Origin of the sequence: Nostoc sp. FACHB-892 (assembly GCF_014698795.1) — a bacterium.
In the GTDB taxonomy this organism is placed as follows: domain Bacteria; phylum Cyanobacteriota; class Cyanobacteriia; order Cyanobacteriales; family Nostocaceae; genus Nostoc.
In genome coordinates this window covers 197,761-212,809 of record NZ_JACJTR010000011.1, presented here as the reverse complement: position 1 = coordinate 212,809, position 15,049 = coordinate 197,761, and the positions used below count along the sequence as shown (strand labels likewise).

The 15,049-nt window shown below is 41.1% G+C and carries 12 protein-coding genes; 7 read left to right on the top strand and 5 right to left on the bottom strand.

Annotated elements, in window-relative coordinates:
- The first annotated feature begins 35 nt into the window (after window positions 1-35).
- Window positions 36-851, top strand: a complete 816-nt coding sequence (mazG, locus tag H6G96_RS17195; RefSeq protein ID WP_190912577.1) for a nucleoside triphosphate pyrophosphohydrolase — start codon at window positions 36-38, stop codon at window positions 849-851.
- Between the two features lie 71 nt (window positions 852-922).
- Here the strand turns inward: mazG and H6G96_RS17190 are convergent, their stop codons facing one another.
- Window positions 923-1,357 (bottom strand): zinc ribbon domain-containing protein, encoded by a 435-nt coding sequence (locus tag H6G96_RS17190; RefSeq protein WP_199339574.1) that lies wholly within the window; start codon window positions 1,355-1,357, stop codon window positions 923-925.
- 529 nt (window positions 1,358-1,886) lie between these two features.
- On the opposite strand from H6G96_RS17190, the gene H6G96_RS17185 reads away from it, so the two are divergent.
- Together H6G96_RS17185 and H6G96_RS17180 are read left to right on the top strand one after the other, a co-directional pair.
- Window positions 1,887-2,183 carry a hypothetical protein gene (locus tag H6G96_RS17185; protein WP_190912576.1) on the top strand — a complete coding sequence of 99 codons (297 nt, stop codon included), beginning with the start codon at window positions 1,887-1,889 and terminating at the stop codon, window positions 2,181-2,183.
- 973 nt (window positions 2,184-3,156) lie between these two features.
- On the top strand, window positions 3,157-4,986 hold the full coding sequence (locus H6G96_RS17180) for a right-handed parallel beta-helix repeat-containing protein (RefSeq protein WP_190912575.1): 1,830 nt from the start codon (window positions 3,157-3,159) through the stop codon (window positions 4,984-4,986).
- A gap of 131 nt (window positions 4,987-5,117) precedes the next feature.
- Here H6G96_RS17180 and H6G96_RS17175 read toward each other — a convergent pair whose 3' ends face one another.
- A complete protein-coding gene (locus tag H6G96_RS17175) occupies window positions 5,118-7,109 on the bottom strand; it encodes a zinc metalloprotease HtpX (protein ID WP_190912574.1) in 1,992 nt (663 codons plus the stop codon).
- Between the two features lie 411 nt (window positions 7,110-7,520).
- On the opposite strand from H6G96_RS17175, the gene H6G96_RS17170 reads away from it, so the two are divergent.
- Window positions 7,521-8,828: a glutamate-5-semialdehyde dehydrogenase gene (locus H6G96_RS17170; protein ID WP_190912573.1), complete on the top strand. Its 1,308-nt coding sequence runs from the start codon at window positions 7,521-7,523 to the stop codon at window positions 8,826-8,828.
- 31 nt (window positions 8,829-8,859) lie between these two features.
- On the opposite strand, the gene H6G96_RS17165 is transcribed toward H6G96_RS17170, so the two are convergent.
- Entirely contained in the window at window positions 8,860-9,402 is a 543-nt protein-coding gene (locus H6G96_RS17165) for a GNAT family N-acetyltransferase (protein ID WP_190912572.1), read from the bottom strand.
- Window positions 9,403-9,482: 80 nt separating this feature from the next.
- Entirely contained in the window at window positions 9,483-10,898 is a 1,416-nt protein-coding gene (locus tag H6G96_RS17160) for an isochorismate synthase MenF (protein WP_190912571.1), read from the bottom strand.
- Window positions 10,899-11,206: 308 nt separating this feature from the next.
- On the opposite strand from H6G96_RS17160, the gene menA reads away from it, so the two are divergent.
- From menA to H6G96_RS17145, 3 genes are read left to right on the top strand one after another with little or no spacing between them, the layout of a single operon-like run.
- Window positions 11,207-12,103 (top strand): 2-carboxy-1,4-naphthoquinone phytyltransferase, encoded by an 897-nt coding sequence (menA, locus tag H6G96_RS17155; RefSeq protein WP_190912570.1) that lies wholly within the window; start codon window positions 11,207-11,209, stop codon window positions 12,101-12,103.
- 58 nt (window positions 12,104-12,161) lie between these two features.
- Window positions 12,162-13,160 carry an o-succinylbenzoate synthase gene (locus tag H6G96_RS17150; RefSeq protein WP_190912569.1) on the top strand — a complete coding sequence of 333 codons (999 nt, stop codon included), beginning with the start codon at window positions 12,162-12,164 and terminating at the stop codon, window positions 13,158-13,160.
- A complete protein-coding gene (locus H6G96_RS17145; RefSeq protein WP_190912568.1) occupies window positions 13,145-14,530 on the top strand; it encodes a 2-succinylbenzoate--CoA ligase in 1,386 nt (461 codons plus the stop codon). Before H6G96_RS17150 ends, H6G96_RS17145 begins: the two co-directional genes overlap by 16 nt.
- Here H6G96_RS17145 and H6G96_RS17140 read toward each other — a convergent pair.
- Window positions 14,523-14,969, bottom strand: coding sequence for a thioesterase family protein (locus H6G96_RS17140; RefSeq protein WP_190912567.1), 447 nt, complete (start codon window positions 14,967-14,969; stop codon window positions 14,523-14,525). The two genes, H6G96_RS17145 and H6G96_RS17140, sit on opposite strands and share 8 nt — an antisense overlap.
- Window positions 14,970-15,049: the final 80 nt, after the last annotated feature.

The window sequence follows — 15,049 nt, the reverse complement described above, 5'->3', positions numbered from 1 at the left end:
GGGACGCAAAGGAAAGCGCAGAGGTACGCAGAGGTATGGAAAATAAAAATGAGAGTTTGGCGGCGTTGCAGGAGTTGATTGAGGTGGTGGCGAAGTTGCGATCGCCTAATGGTGGTTGTCCTTGGGATTTGGCGCAAACTCCTGAAACTCTTACTCCTTATGTGATTGAGGAAGCTTATGAGGTGGTGGATGCAATTAAGAGTGGGGATAAGGGTGCGATCGCAGAGGAGTTAGGCGATTTATTATTACAGGTGGTATTGCAAGCCCAAATTGCTAGCGAATCTGGACAATTTTCTTTGAAAGAAATAACTCAGGGGATTTCCCAAAAGTTGATTCGCCGTCATCCCCATGTTTTTGGTGATGTTTCGGTGACAAGTGTGGATGAGGTGCGGCAAAATTGGGAACAAATCAAAGCTGCAGAAAAAGGCGAAGCATCTCCAGAGGCGCAAAAACTTAGTGCTAAACTCGGTCGTTATGGGCGCACTCTTCCCCCACTGACGGCGGCGATGAAAATTTCTCAAAAGGCTGCGGCTATCGGGTTTGAATGGGAGAATATTCAGGGCGTTTGGGATAAGTTTCATGAAGAGTTGGGGGAGTTTCAACAGGCTTTAGCTGAGGAAACACCAGAACGACAAGAAGCAGAATTAGGCGATTTACTGTTTGCAGTTATTCAGCTAGCCCGTTGGCATAATCTTGATCCTAGTGCTGCTTTGCAAGGCACAAATCAGCGATTTGTCCAGCGATTAGAAAAAATAGAGGCAGTTGTTGACCGCCCCCTTTCTGATTACAGTTTAGATGAGTTAGAAAAGTTGTGGCAACAGGCAAAAGCCCAACTTGCCAAAGAAAGTTGATGATTGACACTCGCCGTCAATAAATTGACGGCGATTCTAGCGGTTGTCTTAGCGGGGGATAAATCCACCCGCTAAGACGCAACGCCAGTTAACGGACTGTCATTGACCGCACCCTCTACATCAACTGTAGCCATTGCAACCACAGTTTCCTTAAGACCCAGAGGGCATGAAAAACCTAACCATTGACCAGTATTCTGAAAAGCATTCCAATCAGCATTGCACCTATAGCCATCAAATCCCCTAAACCAATCTCCATTTCGGACTTTGAGTACACCATTGCGGTGATCTGATTTACTGGTATATGGTGCTGGTACAGACTCAACAGGTATGCCTGCACGAATTGCTTTATATCTAGCAAACAATTCAAGCTGATAGAATGCCCATGCATCACGATTATTTGCAGCAGACGCTCGAAGACTCGCTACCGCTTCGCTATCAGATTTTGTCTTTTTATTTTGCCTCATCGTCTGACGACAACCAGACAAATCTTCAAACCGCAATCCCATTCCAAAATCAATAGCAAACTGTACTAATCCTTTTGAAATGACAATTTTTAATTTGGTGGCCCCAATTTAGGAGGGAGTTTGAATCCCCTACAAAACATTGAACCTCCTGCCTTCTGCCAACTGCCTCCTGCCTCCTTCAATCTTCTCCCTCCTGCCTCCTGCCTTGTCTACGACACGCTGCGCGATCTGCCTCTTGCCTCAAAACCAGTGACTTTGTACCTCATGCAAAAGAAAACTGCTGCATTGAAATTCTGCTACAGCCAGTTATTTACTCACTTCTGAAAAAATATTGTGCTACATTCCGTAAAATCTCATAATCAAGCTGTATCTAACATAAAGCCTCGTTTTCACCAGCCCAGCCATACCCGAGGATTTCATCCAGTCAAAGCTTGACTGGTGCAAACTTTAGACAAACGATACCAGAGTAAAAAAAGTATGCAAGATTGACAATTCCTAACTACTAACACCATTTTCCGAAAATCATGATCAGTTACCTTCACTTTGTTAGCTGCCACTCCAACTGCAACGCATGAGCAAGAAGAGACAAACGCTCAAAGCCACTCCCAAAGGTTTAGAACAAGCTGAGAAAGCTCTTAAAAGATTGCATGGAACACAATTAAGTTTTGCTAATTACTTAGCAGGTGTAGTCGGTCGCAGTACTATTCAAAAATTTTTTCAAGGACAGGAAATTAAAGTTGACAAGTTTAAAGAAATTTGTAAAGCACTAACGCTTGAGTCTGATTGGGAAGTAATCGCAGATTTGACCGATTTTCCTGACCAATTTGATTTCCCAGATAATCAGCCACCCAAAAATGGAAGTTTATAGGGAAACGATGGCTCAGTCTAGTACGTTACGGCATAAATAGAGCAACGATTGAAAATCCTCAAAGAACTTATCCTATAGTACTTTTGACTTTTGACTTCCGTCTTGTGGTACTAGGCTCCTCTTCCAAGCAGGGATTTTGACAAAATTAACCCCATATACTACTTATTGCTTACGTTTAGCAGCTTAGAGATATTGCTTGTAATTAAGCAATTGGAGCATAGTCTAATCAGTCAGGTTTCAGGTTATTACGCAAATGAGATATAGCAAAATATAAAGAATACATCAAGCTCAGGGCTTGTATAGTAAGTAAGTAAGCGAGAATAAATCAAACTATATTAAGTAATATAAAATATCTTGAAATTAGCTTTTATGTAAGAATTTCGCCCGCATTTAAGCACTAAGATTATCATTGTAAACCTTTAATTATTTACGCCAACATACTTAGATTTATTAGCCATAACATAAAGATTCTGCAAACATCTTTATTGAAATATAGACATACAAACAAGTTTTCGGTATTTAACTATTATCAGGTTATTTGGATGTTTCCTATTTTCAAGTGTCGAATAATAGATTATTTTTCTTTATTAACACTCTTAAAGAATGTTTTAAAATTTCCGAAGCGTATAATTTTGCACTTCTTACTTAAAACAACTGCAAGAAAAAATCTAGGTTTCAGCCATATACTGAGATGTTTTTTTGTGTTGGCATTTGAAAGCAAAAGACTTGAGTGCCAATGGGTACTAACACCGACGGCGGTGATTTTAGCAATTCAGGCACAGGTAACTACCTAACTATTTAGGTCATCTGCAAAAGCCCACGAAAAATCTAACCCCCTTCCCGATAGCAGAAGCAGAAAATTCAAAATTTCTCTTCTTCTATGAGAAAGATTTTCCAAATCCCGTGAAATTCAGATATAAAACGACCCAGGGTCGTTTTATTTTACACCGCCAAAAACATTGGAGTAACCTCAGTGTCTATATTTACCGTTACTAACGCCAAGAACAGTGATGCAGGTTCACTACGGCAGGCAATTCTAGATGCTAATGCCTTAGCAGGAAAAGACATCATCAATTTTGGTGGGCTGTTTAATGATGGACTCGCTCATACCATCAGTTTGAGTGGTAGTAGTCTGAGTATCACAGATGACTTGACTATTCAAGGCACAAATCCAGACTTACTAACTATTAGTAGTGATAGTGCTTCTCGTGTTTTTGACATTGGCAATGGTGTAACAGCTGCAATTAGCGGGCTGAATATTACCAATAGCTACAAAAAGGTTGGAGGAGGCGGTGCCATCTCTAATCAAGGCATCTTTAACTTGAGCAACAGTACTATTACTGGCAACACTGCGGAATACGGCAGTGGTATCTTCAACTCTGGCACCCTATCGGTGAGCAACAGCACCATTACTGGCAACTCGGCAACAAACAATGGTGGCGGCATCTTCAATTCTGGTACCCTATCGGTGGATAAAAGCACCATCGCTGACAACAACGCCAATCAGGGTGGCGGTATCTTCAACTATATCTTTAAGGAAGACGGCAGCCCCAATATCGGTATTGTTACTGTGAGTAACAGCACCATCAGGGGCAACACTGCGGAATACGACGGTGGCGGCATTTATGGTTCCGAATTTGGCACCATAACAGTGAATAACAGCCTCATCAAGGGTAATAGTGTCAACTTCCGATCCAGCTATTACGGTGGTGGCGGCATCTTCAGCTCTGGCATTCTATCAGTGGATAAAAGCAGCATCACTGGCAACACTGCGGAATACGGCGGCGGTATCTATGGTATCTATGAAGGCGCTATAACCGTGAGTAACAGCAGTATTACTGGCAATCACGCCAGCAACGGCGGCGGCATCTACAGTAGTGTTACTCTCACAGTGGATGAAAGCAGCATCACTGGCAACACTGCGGAATACGGCGGCGGTATCTATAATGGCGGTGGTGTCTATGAGGGTATCAGTCTTAACGAGGGTAATGGCATTATAACCGTGAGTAGCAGCACCATTACTGGCAACATTGCGGAATATGGCGGCGGTATCTATATTGGCGGCACTGCAATCGGTGGCACTACAATTGGTGGCACTATAACTGTGAGTAGCAGCACCATCACTGGCAACTCAGCGACAAACAACGGCGGCGGGGTTTACAGCGAAGGTACTATAACCGTTAGTAACAGCACCATTAATGACAACTCGGCAACAAATAACGGTGGCGGCATCTATAACGCAGGCGAGATCATCTTTGGTTACCGTGGACCAGATGTACTAATCTATGGCAGCGTTACGCTGGAAAATAGCACCATCAGTGATAATAATGCATCTACTGGAGGCGGCATCTATAACGCAGGCAGCCTATCCGTGAGTAAAAGCACCATCCGTAATAACTATGCCAATGATGAAGGCGGCGGCATCTATAATTCTAATTCTGCTCCGGGAGACGGCTACAATTTTGGCATCCTTGACGTGAGTTATAGCAGCATTAGCGGCAATCAGGCACATCTTGGCGGTGGCATCTATAATGATGCCACCCTAACAGTGGGCAATAGCACTATCAAACACAATAAAGCCTTCGGGATTGAACTTATCTCTGGTAGTTACGAGTCTGGGCATGGTGGCGGCATTTTCAACTCTAGCCCTGGTAATGCCACACTAGACTACAGCAGCATTGTTTCTAACTTTGAGATCCTACAACAGGATTCAACTAAGGTTATCAAGCTTGATAATCTCGTTGGTAAATTCATCACCCTAGGCTCATTCATGAGAGTTGAAAACAATAGCGCCAGGTCTTAAAGCTCAGTTAATGCCCTGATAGAGGAGTCGCACAGAAGCCTACACTTACCTGTTCGCGTAGCGTCTCGCAGAGAAGGAAAGTGTAGGGGATTTCACAGCTTGGATGGACTGAGAAATGCTTTGACAGCAGACTAGCTGCTCAACAACATAATCAAGACCACTCCCACGATAATTGATCCACCGCCAAGGATGAATGACCAGAAGCGATGGTAACTGTTGACAATAGTGCCATTTTTACTTTGGAGTTGAATCAGATCCATCCAAGGTGCAACACCTCGACGGAACCAACCCACAGCCCCTACTTGTTCACCAATCAAGCTTTGGACTCTCTTCATCCCAAACAGGAAATTGCCGATTGGCCCAAAGCGTGAGGCGTAGTGGAGATAAAGCATCCCACTACGATCCTGAATTTTTAAATCGGAACCAAACTTATAACCAGCGTCGCCACGACCAATTAGTAGACCTTCAAGTTTTGCTGGTTGTCCACGCAACGGACTGGCGTAAGGGTCTGACATCAGAGTGAGAATGTCAGTTTCTGGCGCTTGCTTGTAGTCGGGGAACATCACCAAGGCTTTAACAATAATCCCCATTCCTAAGCCAATAAATGGCGCACCAATTGCTAAACCTGTATTTGGCGAACTTGACCACAGAATCACACCCATTACCAAGCCAACGAAGAAACCTATAGTTTCAGCACCATACAGCACAACGTCTAAAAAGAAATTGCCGTAAAGCCTACTCTTACTCAGAGTTTTACCTTCTCCAATAACTCGCCCCATATCAAACTCAGTCGGTAAACCCAATTGTTCGGCATAGGTGCTCAAAGCACGAACTCGTTTACCTGTCAATGGGTGAGTTGAATTCAATTCCATCCACCAGCCCCAAGGGTTAAACATATCCCACAGAAAGACGCGACCAATTTTTTGCGTATCGGATGCAAGGCGGTAGGCGGTTCCTGTGGAAGCGGCGGCTTTATGGTCATAGATACCCAAGGCGCGAGTCCCTTCAATTAAACGACTGGGTTCTTGTGTCCGCGAACCTTCTTCTAATATCCCATAGGCAATCTTTACCAAAGCGCGAGATAATGCATTGGGATTACCTGTACTTTCGGCTGCAAAATGGTCAGCAAAGTATTCTCGTGTCCGAGAGAGGTACAGCAGTAGATAAGTACCAATGATATAAAATATGTAGGCAACTAGACCAGCAGTTTGCATAGCATCTTTAATTTTGCTATCGCCACCACGCCCAAATCTTCTGGCTGTGCTGTAAATTAGGTAGCAAATTTGCACTAAGGTAGAAGCTACAGTCATCACTGCAAAATCCCAGTGAACGATATGCCCTAATTCGTGGGCATAAACGGTAGCAATTTCATCGTCATCCAGATAAGTGAAAAGTCCTTGACTGACGACTAAACGGGCGCTGTTAGGTAACGAACCATAAGTAAAAGCCGTGGGGTTTTGGTCGTTAATGATTCCTAGTCGTGGGGTTTTCAGGTTTTTCTGCTGACAGACTTGGCGAATAACTTTAGCTGTCTCTGGACTGAGGGTTTCAACTTCTGCTAACTCTACCCAGCGAGTTTGGTAAAGCCATTTTTGGGTTAAGTCCATGAGAAAGGGAGACAGGAAAAAGGCAGCAATATTAAAAACTAGGGTAAAACCAATAGCGATCGCTAACCCTTGGAGTGGATCGTTACTACCCAAAATAAATACTAAACTCAAACCTAAAGCCAAGACCATGCCAAATAGTAAGGTCATGGTGACACCAGAAGCTAACACTAAACTACCACCCACACCGCCCATCGCTAATTTTATTCCAGTAGTAGTGGCGCGACCAGCTTTTTGTCCGGCGTTAGATTTGGTTGCTGAGGTTTGGCGGAAGGATTGACTAGCTTGTTCTGCCCAACTACGAGCCTGTGGGTTTTCACTCATCATTAACTTTTGACACAGCATCTTGGCTTTTTCGATTTCGCCTATGGCTTGATAGGCTTTCATCAGCCACATCTGTGCTGAAAGATAATCTGAGGAATCTTGCTCAACACAATCGCGGCAGAATTGTTCTAGTAATTCAACCGCTTCTTGATAACGTTTTTGTTTTAAGGCGTTTAATCCAGATTGCAATGACATAGGATCTCCCTAGCAAAGGAGTGGTATTTGATCTATCAATACTCAATAGATCCAGCGATCGTCACTGCAATTTCGTAAAAATTTAAATAATGGCGGTATAAATTATTTACTTAAGTAAAAAGGCTAGAAAAACATAAATTACGATGTCTCTCTAGCCCCTGGTACGCATAAATCATTTTTAATTTTTCAAATAAACTCTGCAATAATACCTAAAATATTTAAATAATGGTGAAGTTATCACCTCGTATTTCCCTGTGTTCGATAATCACAGAATAAATTTTTTGAACCAAGTCTTGCTTCACCCGATCAGAGTAATTATTGATTACCCAAATGGTTCACCCGATTGGGGGAAGACGATAAGCAATGATGAACTCACATTGATAAGATGAAGAAAAGGTAAAGATTTGTGCTATGACTATTTTTAACATTGCTACTCCCCTAATTGCGATCGCAGGACAAACTCGCCAAGCTGCAAGTAAGTTGGCAATTCTCTCGACTGAAGCAAAAAATCAAGCACTTGTTGCGATCGCTCAAGCTTTAGAATCAGCTAGAGATGAAATTTTACAAGCAAATATTGCTGATTGTGAAGCTGCTACTTCCGAAGGAATTCCTAAACCACTTTATAAACGCTTACAGTTGGATGAACATAAATTAAGAGACGCGATCGCTGGAGTAAGAGATGTTGGTAAACTAGCCGATCCAATTGGTAAAGTACAGATTCACCGCGAACTTGATACTGGCTTAATTCTCAAGCGGATTACTTGTCCTTTAGGTGTTTTGGGGATTATTTTTGAAGCACGTCCAGAGGCGGCGATTCAAATTGTCTCCTTGGCGATCAAATCGGGAAATGGTGTAATCCTCAAATGTGGAAAGGAAGCGGTGCGTTCTTGCGAAGCGATAGTTAAGGCAATTAAGCAAGGATTATCTCAAACTGCCGTTAACCCTGATGCGGTACAGTTGCTGACAACTAGAGAAGAAACTTTAGAACTTTTGAAGTTAGATAAATATGTAGATTTAATTATTCCTAGAGGTTCTAATTACTTTGTGCGGTTTGTGCAAGAAAATACACGGATTCCTGTATTGGGCCACGCGGACGGGATTTGTCATCTTTATATAGATAAAGCGGCTGATATTTCTAAAGCAGTTCCGATTACCGTTGATGCCAAAGCTCAATATCCTGCTGTTTGTAATGCAATTGAAACTTTGCTAGTTCACCAATCAATTGCTATAGAGTTTTTACCAAAAGTTGCTGAGGCTTTGCAAGAACGTCATGTAGAATTAAGAGGTGATAAACGCACCTTAGAACTTTTGCCTAATATCGTAGCTGCAACAGAGCAAGACTGGGAAACAGAATACAGCGATTTTATTTTGTCGATAAAGATTGTAGATTCTTTAGAAGGTGCGATCACGCATATTAACGAATATGGTTCTCGTCATACTGACGCGATTATTACTGAAGATTCAACATCTGTGGAAACTTTCTTTGGATTAGTAAATTCAGCTAATATATTTCACAATTGTTCTACCAGATTTGCTGATGGTTTCCGCTATGGTTTCGGTGCAGAAGTAGGGATTAGTACGCAACAAATGCCTCCCCGTGGCCCCGTTGGTTTAGAAGGGTTAGTGACATACAAATATCAAATGGCTGGTGATGGACATATTGTAGCTACTTACACTGGGGCCAATGCTAAAGCTTTTACTCATCAGGATTTAGTGTAAGATATCATCAAAAGTATATGCTTTAGTAATGCTAGAAATACACCGATTTCTCCGGTGTATTTTTTATATTAAATAGTTTATTTGAGTTGTCAAAAGTTTTAATTGGGCCATGCCATCGTTCATCATTTAAGAAAGCCTCTTTAAAAGCTCCATTAGTGTATTGACTAATTACCTTACTCCAAAAAGCTTGTGCGCCTAAGTTAAAAGCAGTCTGCCGTACCTCCCAATTGCCAAGAAACTGGTCGAAAATGTGAGTAGCTACTTGTTTACCAATATTCTGACTTCGATACTTCTTGAGGATAAAGAACTCAGCAATAGACATAGCATTGTTATCTTGATGAAGGCAAGTATGCTGATTAACAAGTACAAACCCTGCCAGTTTCTCATCAACTTTAACTAGAAATGGGTGTCGCTCAGGTTCTGTCCAATAGTAATCAAGATATCGATAGCCAAATAAGCCGCAGGCATCTACATCTTTAGCTTCTATCTCACTTAAATCATACTGGTATAGTTCCATTAAATTACACAGTACTGACTTCTGTTGTTGAGTAGCTTTTACCACTTCAATTTTCATAAAGCATCTACAATACTGGAACTAAAAGATATGCTTTCATGCAGAGAAATCTTTGGATGTTTTTTAATTTGGAAGTCTCTTTAAACTAACGCTTTCAATAACGCCTGAAGTTTCAGTTGCACCTCTGCAAACTCCTTATCAGGATCGGAGCCAGCCACGATACCAGCACCAGCATACAATCTCGCGCGATCGCCATCAATCAAGGCTGAACGAATTCCCACAATAAACTCGCAGTTCCCTTGAGAATCTATCCAACCCAGAGGCGCAGCATACAAACCCCTCTCAAAGTTTTCATAACGACGAATTTCAGCACAAGCAACATCTCGTGTTGCACCGGCAACGGCTGGTGTAGGATGCAACTGAGCAACAATCTTTAATGGATGGATGTTAGCGGGAACCATAGCACTTATTGGTGTCCATAAATGCTGGATATTCGATAATTGTCGCAGCCGTGGTGCTAATATCTGTGGTAACAAACCTAGTTGACATAGGCGTTGTGTAATGAAATCAAGTACCAGCGAATGTTCGTGCTTTTCTTTTTCACTATTAAGTAAGCGATTGGCATTAGCTGCATCTTCAGCAGGGGTTTTACCTCGTGGTGCAGAACCAGCCAAAGCATCCGTAATTAACTGTTGATTATTAATACTAATTAATCTTTCTGGACTTGCCCCAATAAAGTTTTGTCCTTTGCCATTACTTGTAGAAAAGATATAACAATTAGGATGTATTTGCCTAAGATTATTTAAGGATTGAACTAAGTCAAACTGATTGCTTGATTTTACATCTAATATATCTGCTAAGACAATCTTGCTTAAATGACTAGACCGAATTTTTTCCAAAACAGATGTTACTGAACGTTTAAATTGGGCAGGATTTGTGACGGATTTCTTGTATAACTTTGCTGAAAAAGGATTAATATTAGGAGAGTAATATTCTAAAGATTGGACAAAATCAATTTTATTTTGCACATTCTCCAATAATCTTTGAATATTTACACTTTTATTGATAATTATATTTGTTACTAATATGCAACGCTGATTTTTAACAGCTACTTGCCAGCGTGGAAGAAAGATGGTAGCAGATGGAAATGGATAATCTACTTGGGCATTTTTATCAAAAAAGCTGAAATAACAAAAAAAGTGAGGGCCAGAAAAACCTTGGCTAGTGTTACCAAAATTAATTATATTTTTTAGACAAGATTTGATAAAATGTTCAGCTTGAGTAAAACGATCTGCACCATCAATTTGTAACTTTGCTACAGCATCAATTGCTGCTATCGCTTCTCCTTTACTTTTGTCCTCAAAGTAAAAATTTATTTCATTTGCTTGTGTAAGTTTATCTAGTACAAGTAAAGGGTCAACTAAATCGATCTCCTGAGAGATACTGACAATTTGCCTGCAATTATTTTTGACGCACTTTTCTTGCACCGCTACCAAAAATTGATATAAATCTTTGTCCTCTACAAAGAGGTTGCTACGACATGGTGAAACTGTCATGGCTCTATAGTAAATTTTTTTTAAGTTAACTTCCTAAAGTGTAATAAATCGTGGTCGTATTTCTACAGGTAACATATTAAGTTGCTATTTCACCAGCGTAGAGTTTACCTTGTTTGTGGTGTTCCTAGACCCGGACAAGACAGTTCCAGCCTTAGACTGCCAAGGTGAGGGTGGAATGTTAACAACGCGATGTGAACGAGCCACAGTCAAAGTAGTAGTTGTTTTTAGCTCATGTATATCTAGCATCTCTTTAAATCATAAAATCTCAAGAGTGAGTAATATTCCGGCAATTTAATTAATCACAACTGATGACTACCAAGCAAATTTTATATCCCAACACTAAGTTATGGATGGCAGCGATTAAACCGCCAATGTACAGCGTTGCCATTATGCCCATTTGGGTAGGAACAGCAGTAGCATTTGCAGAAACTAAAATGTTCAATAGTACAGTATTTTCTACTTTTGTAGCTGCTGCGATTTTAATTCTTGCCTGGGAAAATATCAGTAATGATGTCTTTGATTCAGAAACAGGTATTGATCAAAATAAGCACCATTCTCTGGTTAATTTAACAGGCGATAAGCTATTAGTATTTTGGTTAGGAAACTTGTGTTTAGGTTTGGGATTGCTGGGCATACTAGCAATCACCTTTTGGCAACAAGACCTAACTGTTATCGGCATAATTCTACTATGCTGCGGATTGGGCTATATGTACCAAGGGCCTCCCTTTCGCTTAGGATATCAGGGTTTAGGCGAGATTCTTTGCTTTTTTGCCTTTGGTCCCTTAGCAGTAGAGGCAGCCTACTACAGCCAAACCCAAACTTGGTCACTCACAAGTTTAGCAGCCTCAGTGATTGTCGGGATTGCCACAACCTTAGTCTTGTTTTGCTCCCACTTTCACCAAGTTAAGGATGACATAGCCGCAGGTAAGCGATCGCCTATCGTCCGTCTAGGAACCCAAAAAGGGGCGCAACTCCTAGTTTGGTTCACTGGTAGCATTTATCCCCTCACCTTGCTGTTTGTACTGTGGGGGATTTCTCCAATTTGGACATTGCTGAGTTGGGTGAGTTTACCCTTTGCCTTCAAATTATGCCGCCACGTTCAAGAAAATCATAATCAACCAGATAAAGTTAGTAACTGTAAATTCATCGCTGTAGCCGTGCATTTCTGGGCTTGCTTGCTGTTCGGACTGGGATTTATTCTTTAGTTGGGCATGGGGCATGGGGCATTGGGCATTGAAACAAAGGGAAAATAACTAATGACTAATGACTAATGACTACAGATTTGAATTTCGTCCATATCAGCGAAAGTTTTTGCGATCGCTGACTACCAATCATGGTAAGTGGGATATTCGTGAAGGTATTATTCTTCGCCTTACCGATGAATCAGGTAAAGTCGGGTGGGGAGAAATTGCCCCTATTAGTTGGTTTGGTTCCGAAACCCTAGAACAAGCCTTAGACTTTTGTTGCCAACTCCCAGAAGAAATCACAGACAAGATAATTTTCTCCATCCCAGATAAATTACCTGCTTGTCAATTTGGCTTTGAGTCAGCGCAAGAGTGGGGGAGTGAGGCAAATATCATAACTCCTAACTTCTCACTCTTAACTCCTAATTCACTCTTCTACAGTGCTTTATTACCAGCCGGTGAAGCGGCTTTAAATCAGTGGGAAACTTTGTGGGAGCAGGGATATCACACATTTAAGTGGAAAATTGGTGTGTATGCGATCGCTAATGAACTAGAAATTTTTGAGTCATTAATACAGACATTACCAGCCTTTACCAAACTGCGATTAGATGCCAACGGTGGACTCAGCTATGACGAAGCAAACTTATGGCTGCGGACTTGCGACAATTTTAAGGCAAATCCAGAACTACCCCTAGAAATTGAATTTATCGAACAACCGCTACCCGTGGAGCAATTTCAGCAAATGTTGGAATTGAGTACGAGTTATGAAACTGCGATCGCTTTAGATGAATCTGTCGCCACACTTGGGCAACTCGCCTCCTGTTATCAACAAGGTTGGCGAGGAATTTTTGTCATAAAGCCTGGAATAGTTGGATCACCATCTCGGCTGAGAAAGTTTTGCCACCAACATCAAATTGATACTGTATTTTCTTCAGTATTTGAAACTGCGATCGGTAGACTTGCAGCACTCCAACTCGCAGCCGAATTATCCCGAAACAACAGGGCAATTGGTTTTGGTATCGACCATTTTTTTGAACAAGAAGAAACGTGGTTTCAAAGTTTATGGAACGACCTTTAGACTGCCTTAACAATCTGGCTCAGGATGATTGGCTTATTGGTTATGACAGCCGTCAATTTAATCAAATAGCTCAAAAATTATATTTAGAACTAACACAACTATCAGCGTCTGGAACACCACCAAAAATCATCTTAGCCGAACGCGAACCAGTGCGGTTTTTAGCAAGTTTTATTGCCGCTTGTGCAGCTAGTTGTCCAGTTTTTCTTTGTAACCCCGACTGGGGAACACAAGAATGGCAACAAGTCTTTGATTTAGTACAACCAGATATTATTTTGGGAATGGGGAATGGGGCATGGTGCATGGGGCATGGAAATAATAATATCCAATGCCCAATTCCCAATAGCATAATGATTCCTACAGGTGGTTCATCAGGAGAAATTAAATTTGCCATTCACACTTGGGAAACTTTCATAGCATCTGTAAAAGGATTTACTGAATACTTTCAACTAAAGCGAGTTAATTCATTTTGTGTATTACCGCTATATCATGTTAGTGGTTTGATGCAATTTATGCGTTCTTTCACCACCAAAGGTAAAGTAGCTATTCAACCATTTAAAGCCGTAGAATCTAGTCAAATATTAAATATTAAACAATCAGAATTTTTCATATCTTTAGTACCAACACAGTTACAACGCCTCCTGCAAAATCCAGAATTAACTGAATGGTTATCTCAATTTAATACCGTACTTTTAGGAGGTGCGCCAGCATGGAACGAACTACTAGAAAAAGCCAGATTTCATCGCATCCGGTTAGCACCTACTTATGGCATGACAGAAACCGCCTCTCAAATTGCTACCCTCAAACCGGATGATTTTCTCGGTGGTAAAATTAGCAGTGGTCAAATTCTTCCCCATGCAAAAGTAACTATTCGCAATCAGCAAGGCGAAATTTTAAATTCCAATCAAATCGGAAATATCACCATTCATGCTCAATCTTTAGCCCTTGGTTACTATCCTAAAACTAGAGAAAATCAAGCTGATTTCACAGTAGATGATTTAGGTTTTTTAGACGAACAAGGACATTTAAATATTTTCGGACGTAACAGCGAAAAAATTATTACAGGTGGCGAAAATATTTACCCAGTAGAGATTGAATCAGCTATACAATCAACTCAACTGGTTGCCGATATTTGTGTCATCGGTATCCCAGATAAACACTGGGGACAAGCTTTAACAGCGATTTACATTCCCAAAAAATCAGATATCTCTGCCTTAAAAATCCAAACCCTACTCAAAGACAAACTCAGCAAATTTAAAATTCCAAAATATTGGATTCCCCAGCAAAACTTACCCCGTAACTCCCAAGGTAAGATTAACCGCCAACAGCTACAGCAAATAGCCGCAGAATTCCTCCAAAATCCTATCACATAATCTCTCTCGACCTTCTTCTCTCTGCGCCCTCTGCGTCTCTGCGGTTCGTTTCCAACCACTGAATAATCTCATCAGGTAATTCCTGCTTACTTCGACTACTTGCATCAATACAAACATGCCTAGTAATAGCTTTAGCAACTACTACCTCAGCCACTGCAATTTCGTAAGTAATTTCAAACTTATCAGCACCTAGTTTTTGGGGAATTAAGCTAATCAGTAACTTGTCCCCGCCAAACATAGGGCGCAAAAAATCGACACTAGCATGAACAATGGGGAAAGCTACAGAAGGATTAGTAAAAAAATCTTTGAGATTAATACCTGATGCTTCTAGAGATTCTTCATAAGCTTCATGGCAAATACCCAAAACATTAGCAAAATAAACTACTCCAGCAGCATCAGTATCTTGAAAACGAACCGTGCGGTTATAAGTAAAAGACATTTTTGACAATTGAGTATTAAAAAAACAGCAGGTTTATACCCTGCTTTACAAACTAATTTTATTGCAACTAAGTTAAGTCG

Bases quoted from the DNA above. Each gene is read 5' to 3' on its own strand.
- mazG (WP_190912577.1), top strand. From the start codon at position 36: ATGGAAAATAAAAATGAGAGTTTGGCGGCGTTGCAGGAGTTGATTGAG.
- menA (WP_190912570.1), top strand. From the start codon at position 11,207: ATGACTACCAAGCAAATTTTATATCCCAACACTAAGTTATGGATGGCA.
- H6G96_RS17145 (WP_190912568.1), top strand. From the start codon at position 13,145: ATGGAACGACCTTTAGACTGCCTTAACAATCTGGCTCAGGATGATTGG.
- H6G96_RS17185 (WP_190912576.1), top strand. From the start codon at position 1,887: ATGAGCAAGAAGAGACAAACGCTCAAAGCCACTCCCAAAGGTTTAGAA.
- H6G96_RS17150 (WP_190912569.1), top strand. From the start codon at position 12,162: ATGACTAATGACTACAGATTTGAATTTCGTCCATATCAGCGAAAGTTT.
- H6G96_RS17165 (WP_190912572.1), bottom strand. From the start codon at position 9,402: ATGAAAATTGAAGTGGTAAAAGCTACTCAACAACAGAAGTCAGTACTG.
- H6G96_RS17160 (WP_190912571.1), bottom strand. From the start codon at position 10,898: ATGACAGTTTCACCATGTCGTAGCAACCTCTTTGTAGAGGACAAAGAT.
- H6G96_RS17140 (WP_190912567.1), bottom strand. From the start codon at position 14,969: ATGTCTTTTACTTATAACCGCACGGTTCGTTTTCAAGATACTGATGCT.
- H6G96_RS17175 (WP_190912574.1), bottom strand. From the start codon at position 7,109: ATGTCATTGCAATCTGGATTAAACGCCTTAAAACAAAAACGTTATCAA.
- H6G96_RS17170 (WP_190912573.1), top strand. From the start codon at position 7,521: ATGACTATTTTTAACATTGCTACTCCCCTAATTGCGATCGCAGGACAA.
- H6G96_RS17190 (WP_199339574.1), bottom strand. From the start codon at position 1,357: ATGGGATTGCGGTTTGAAGATTTGTCTGGTTGTCGTCAGACGATGAGG.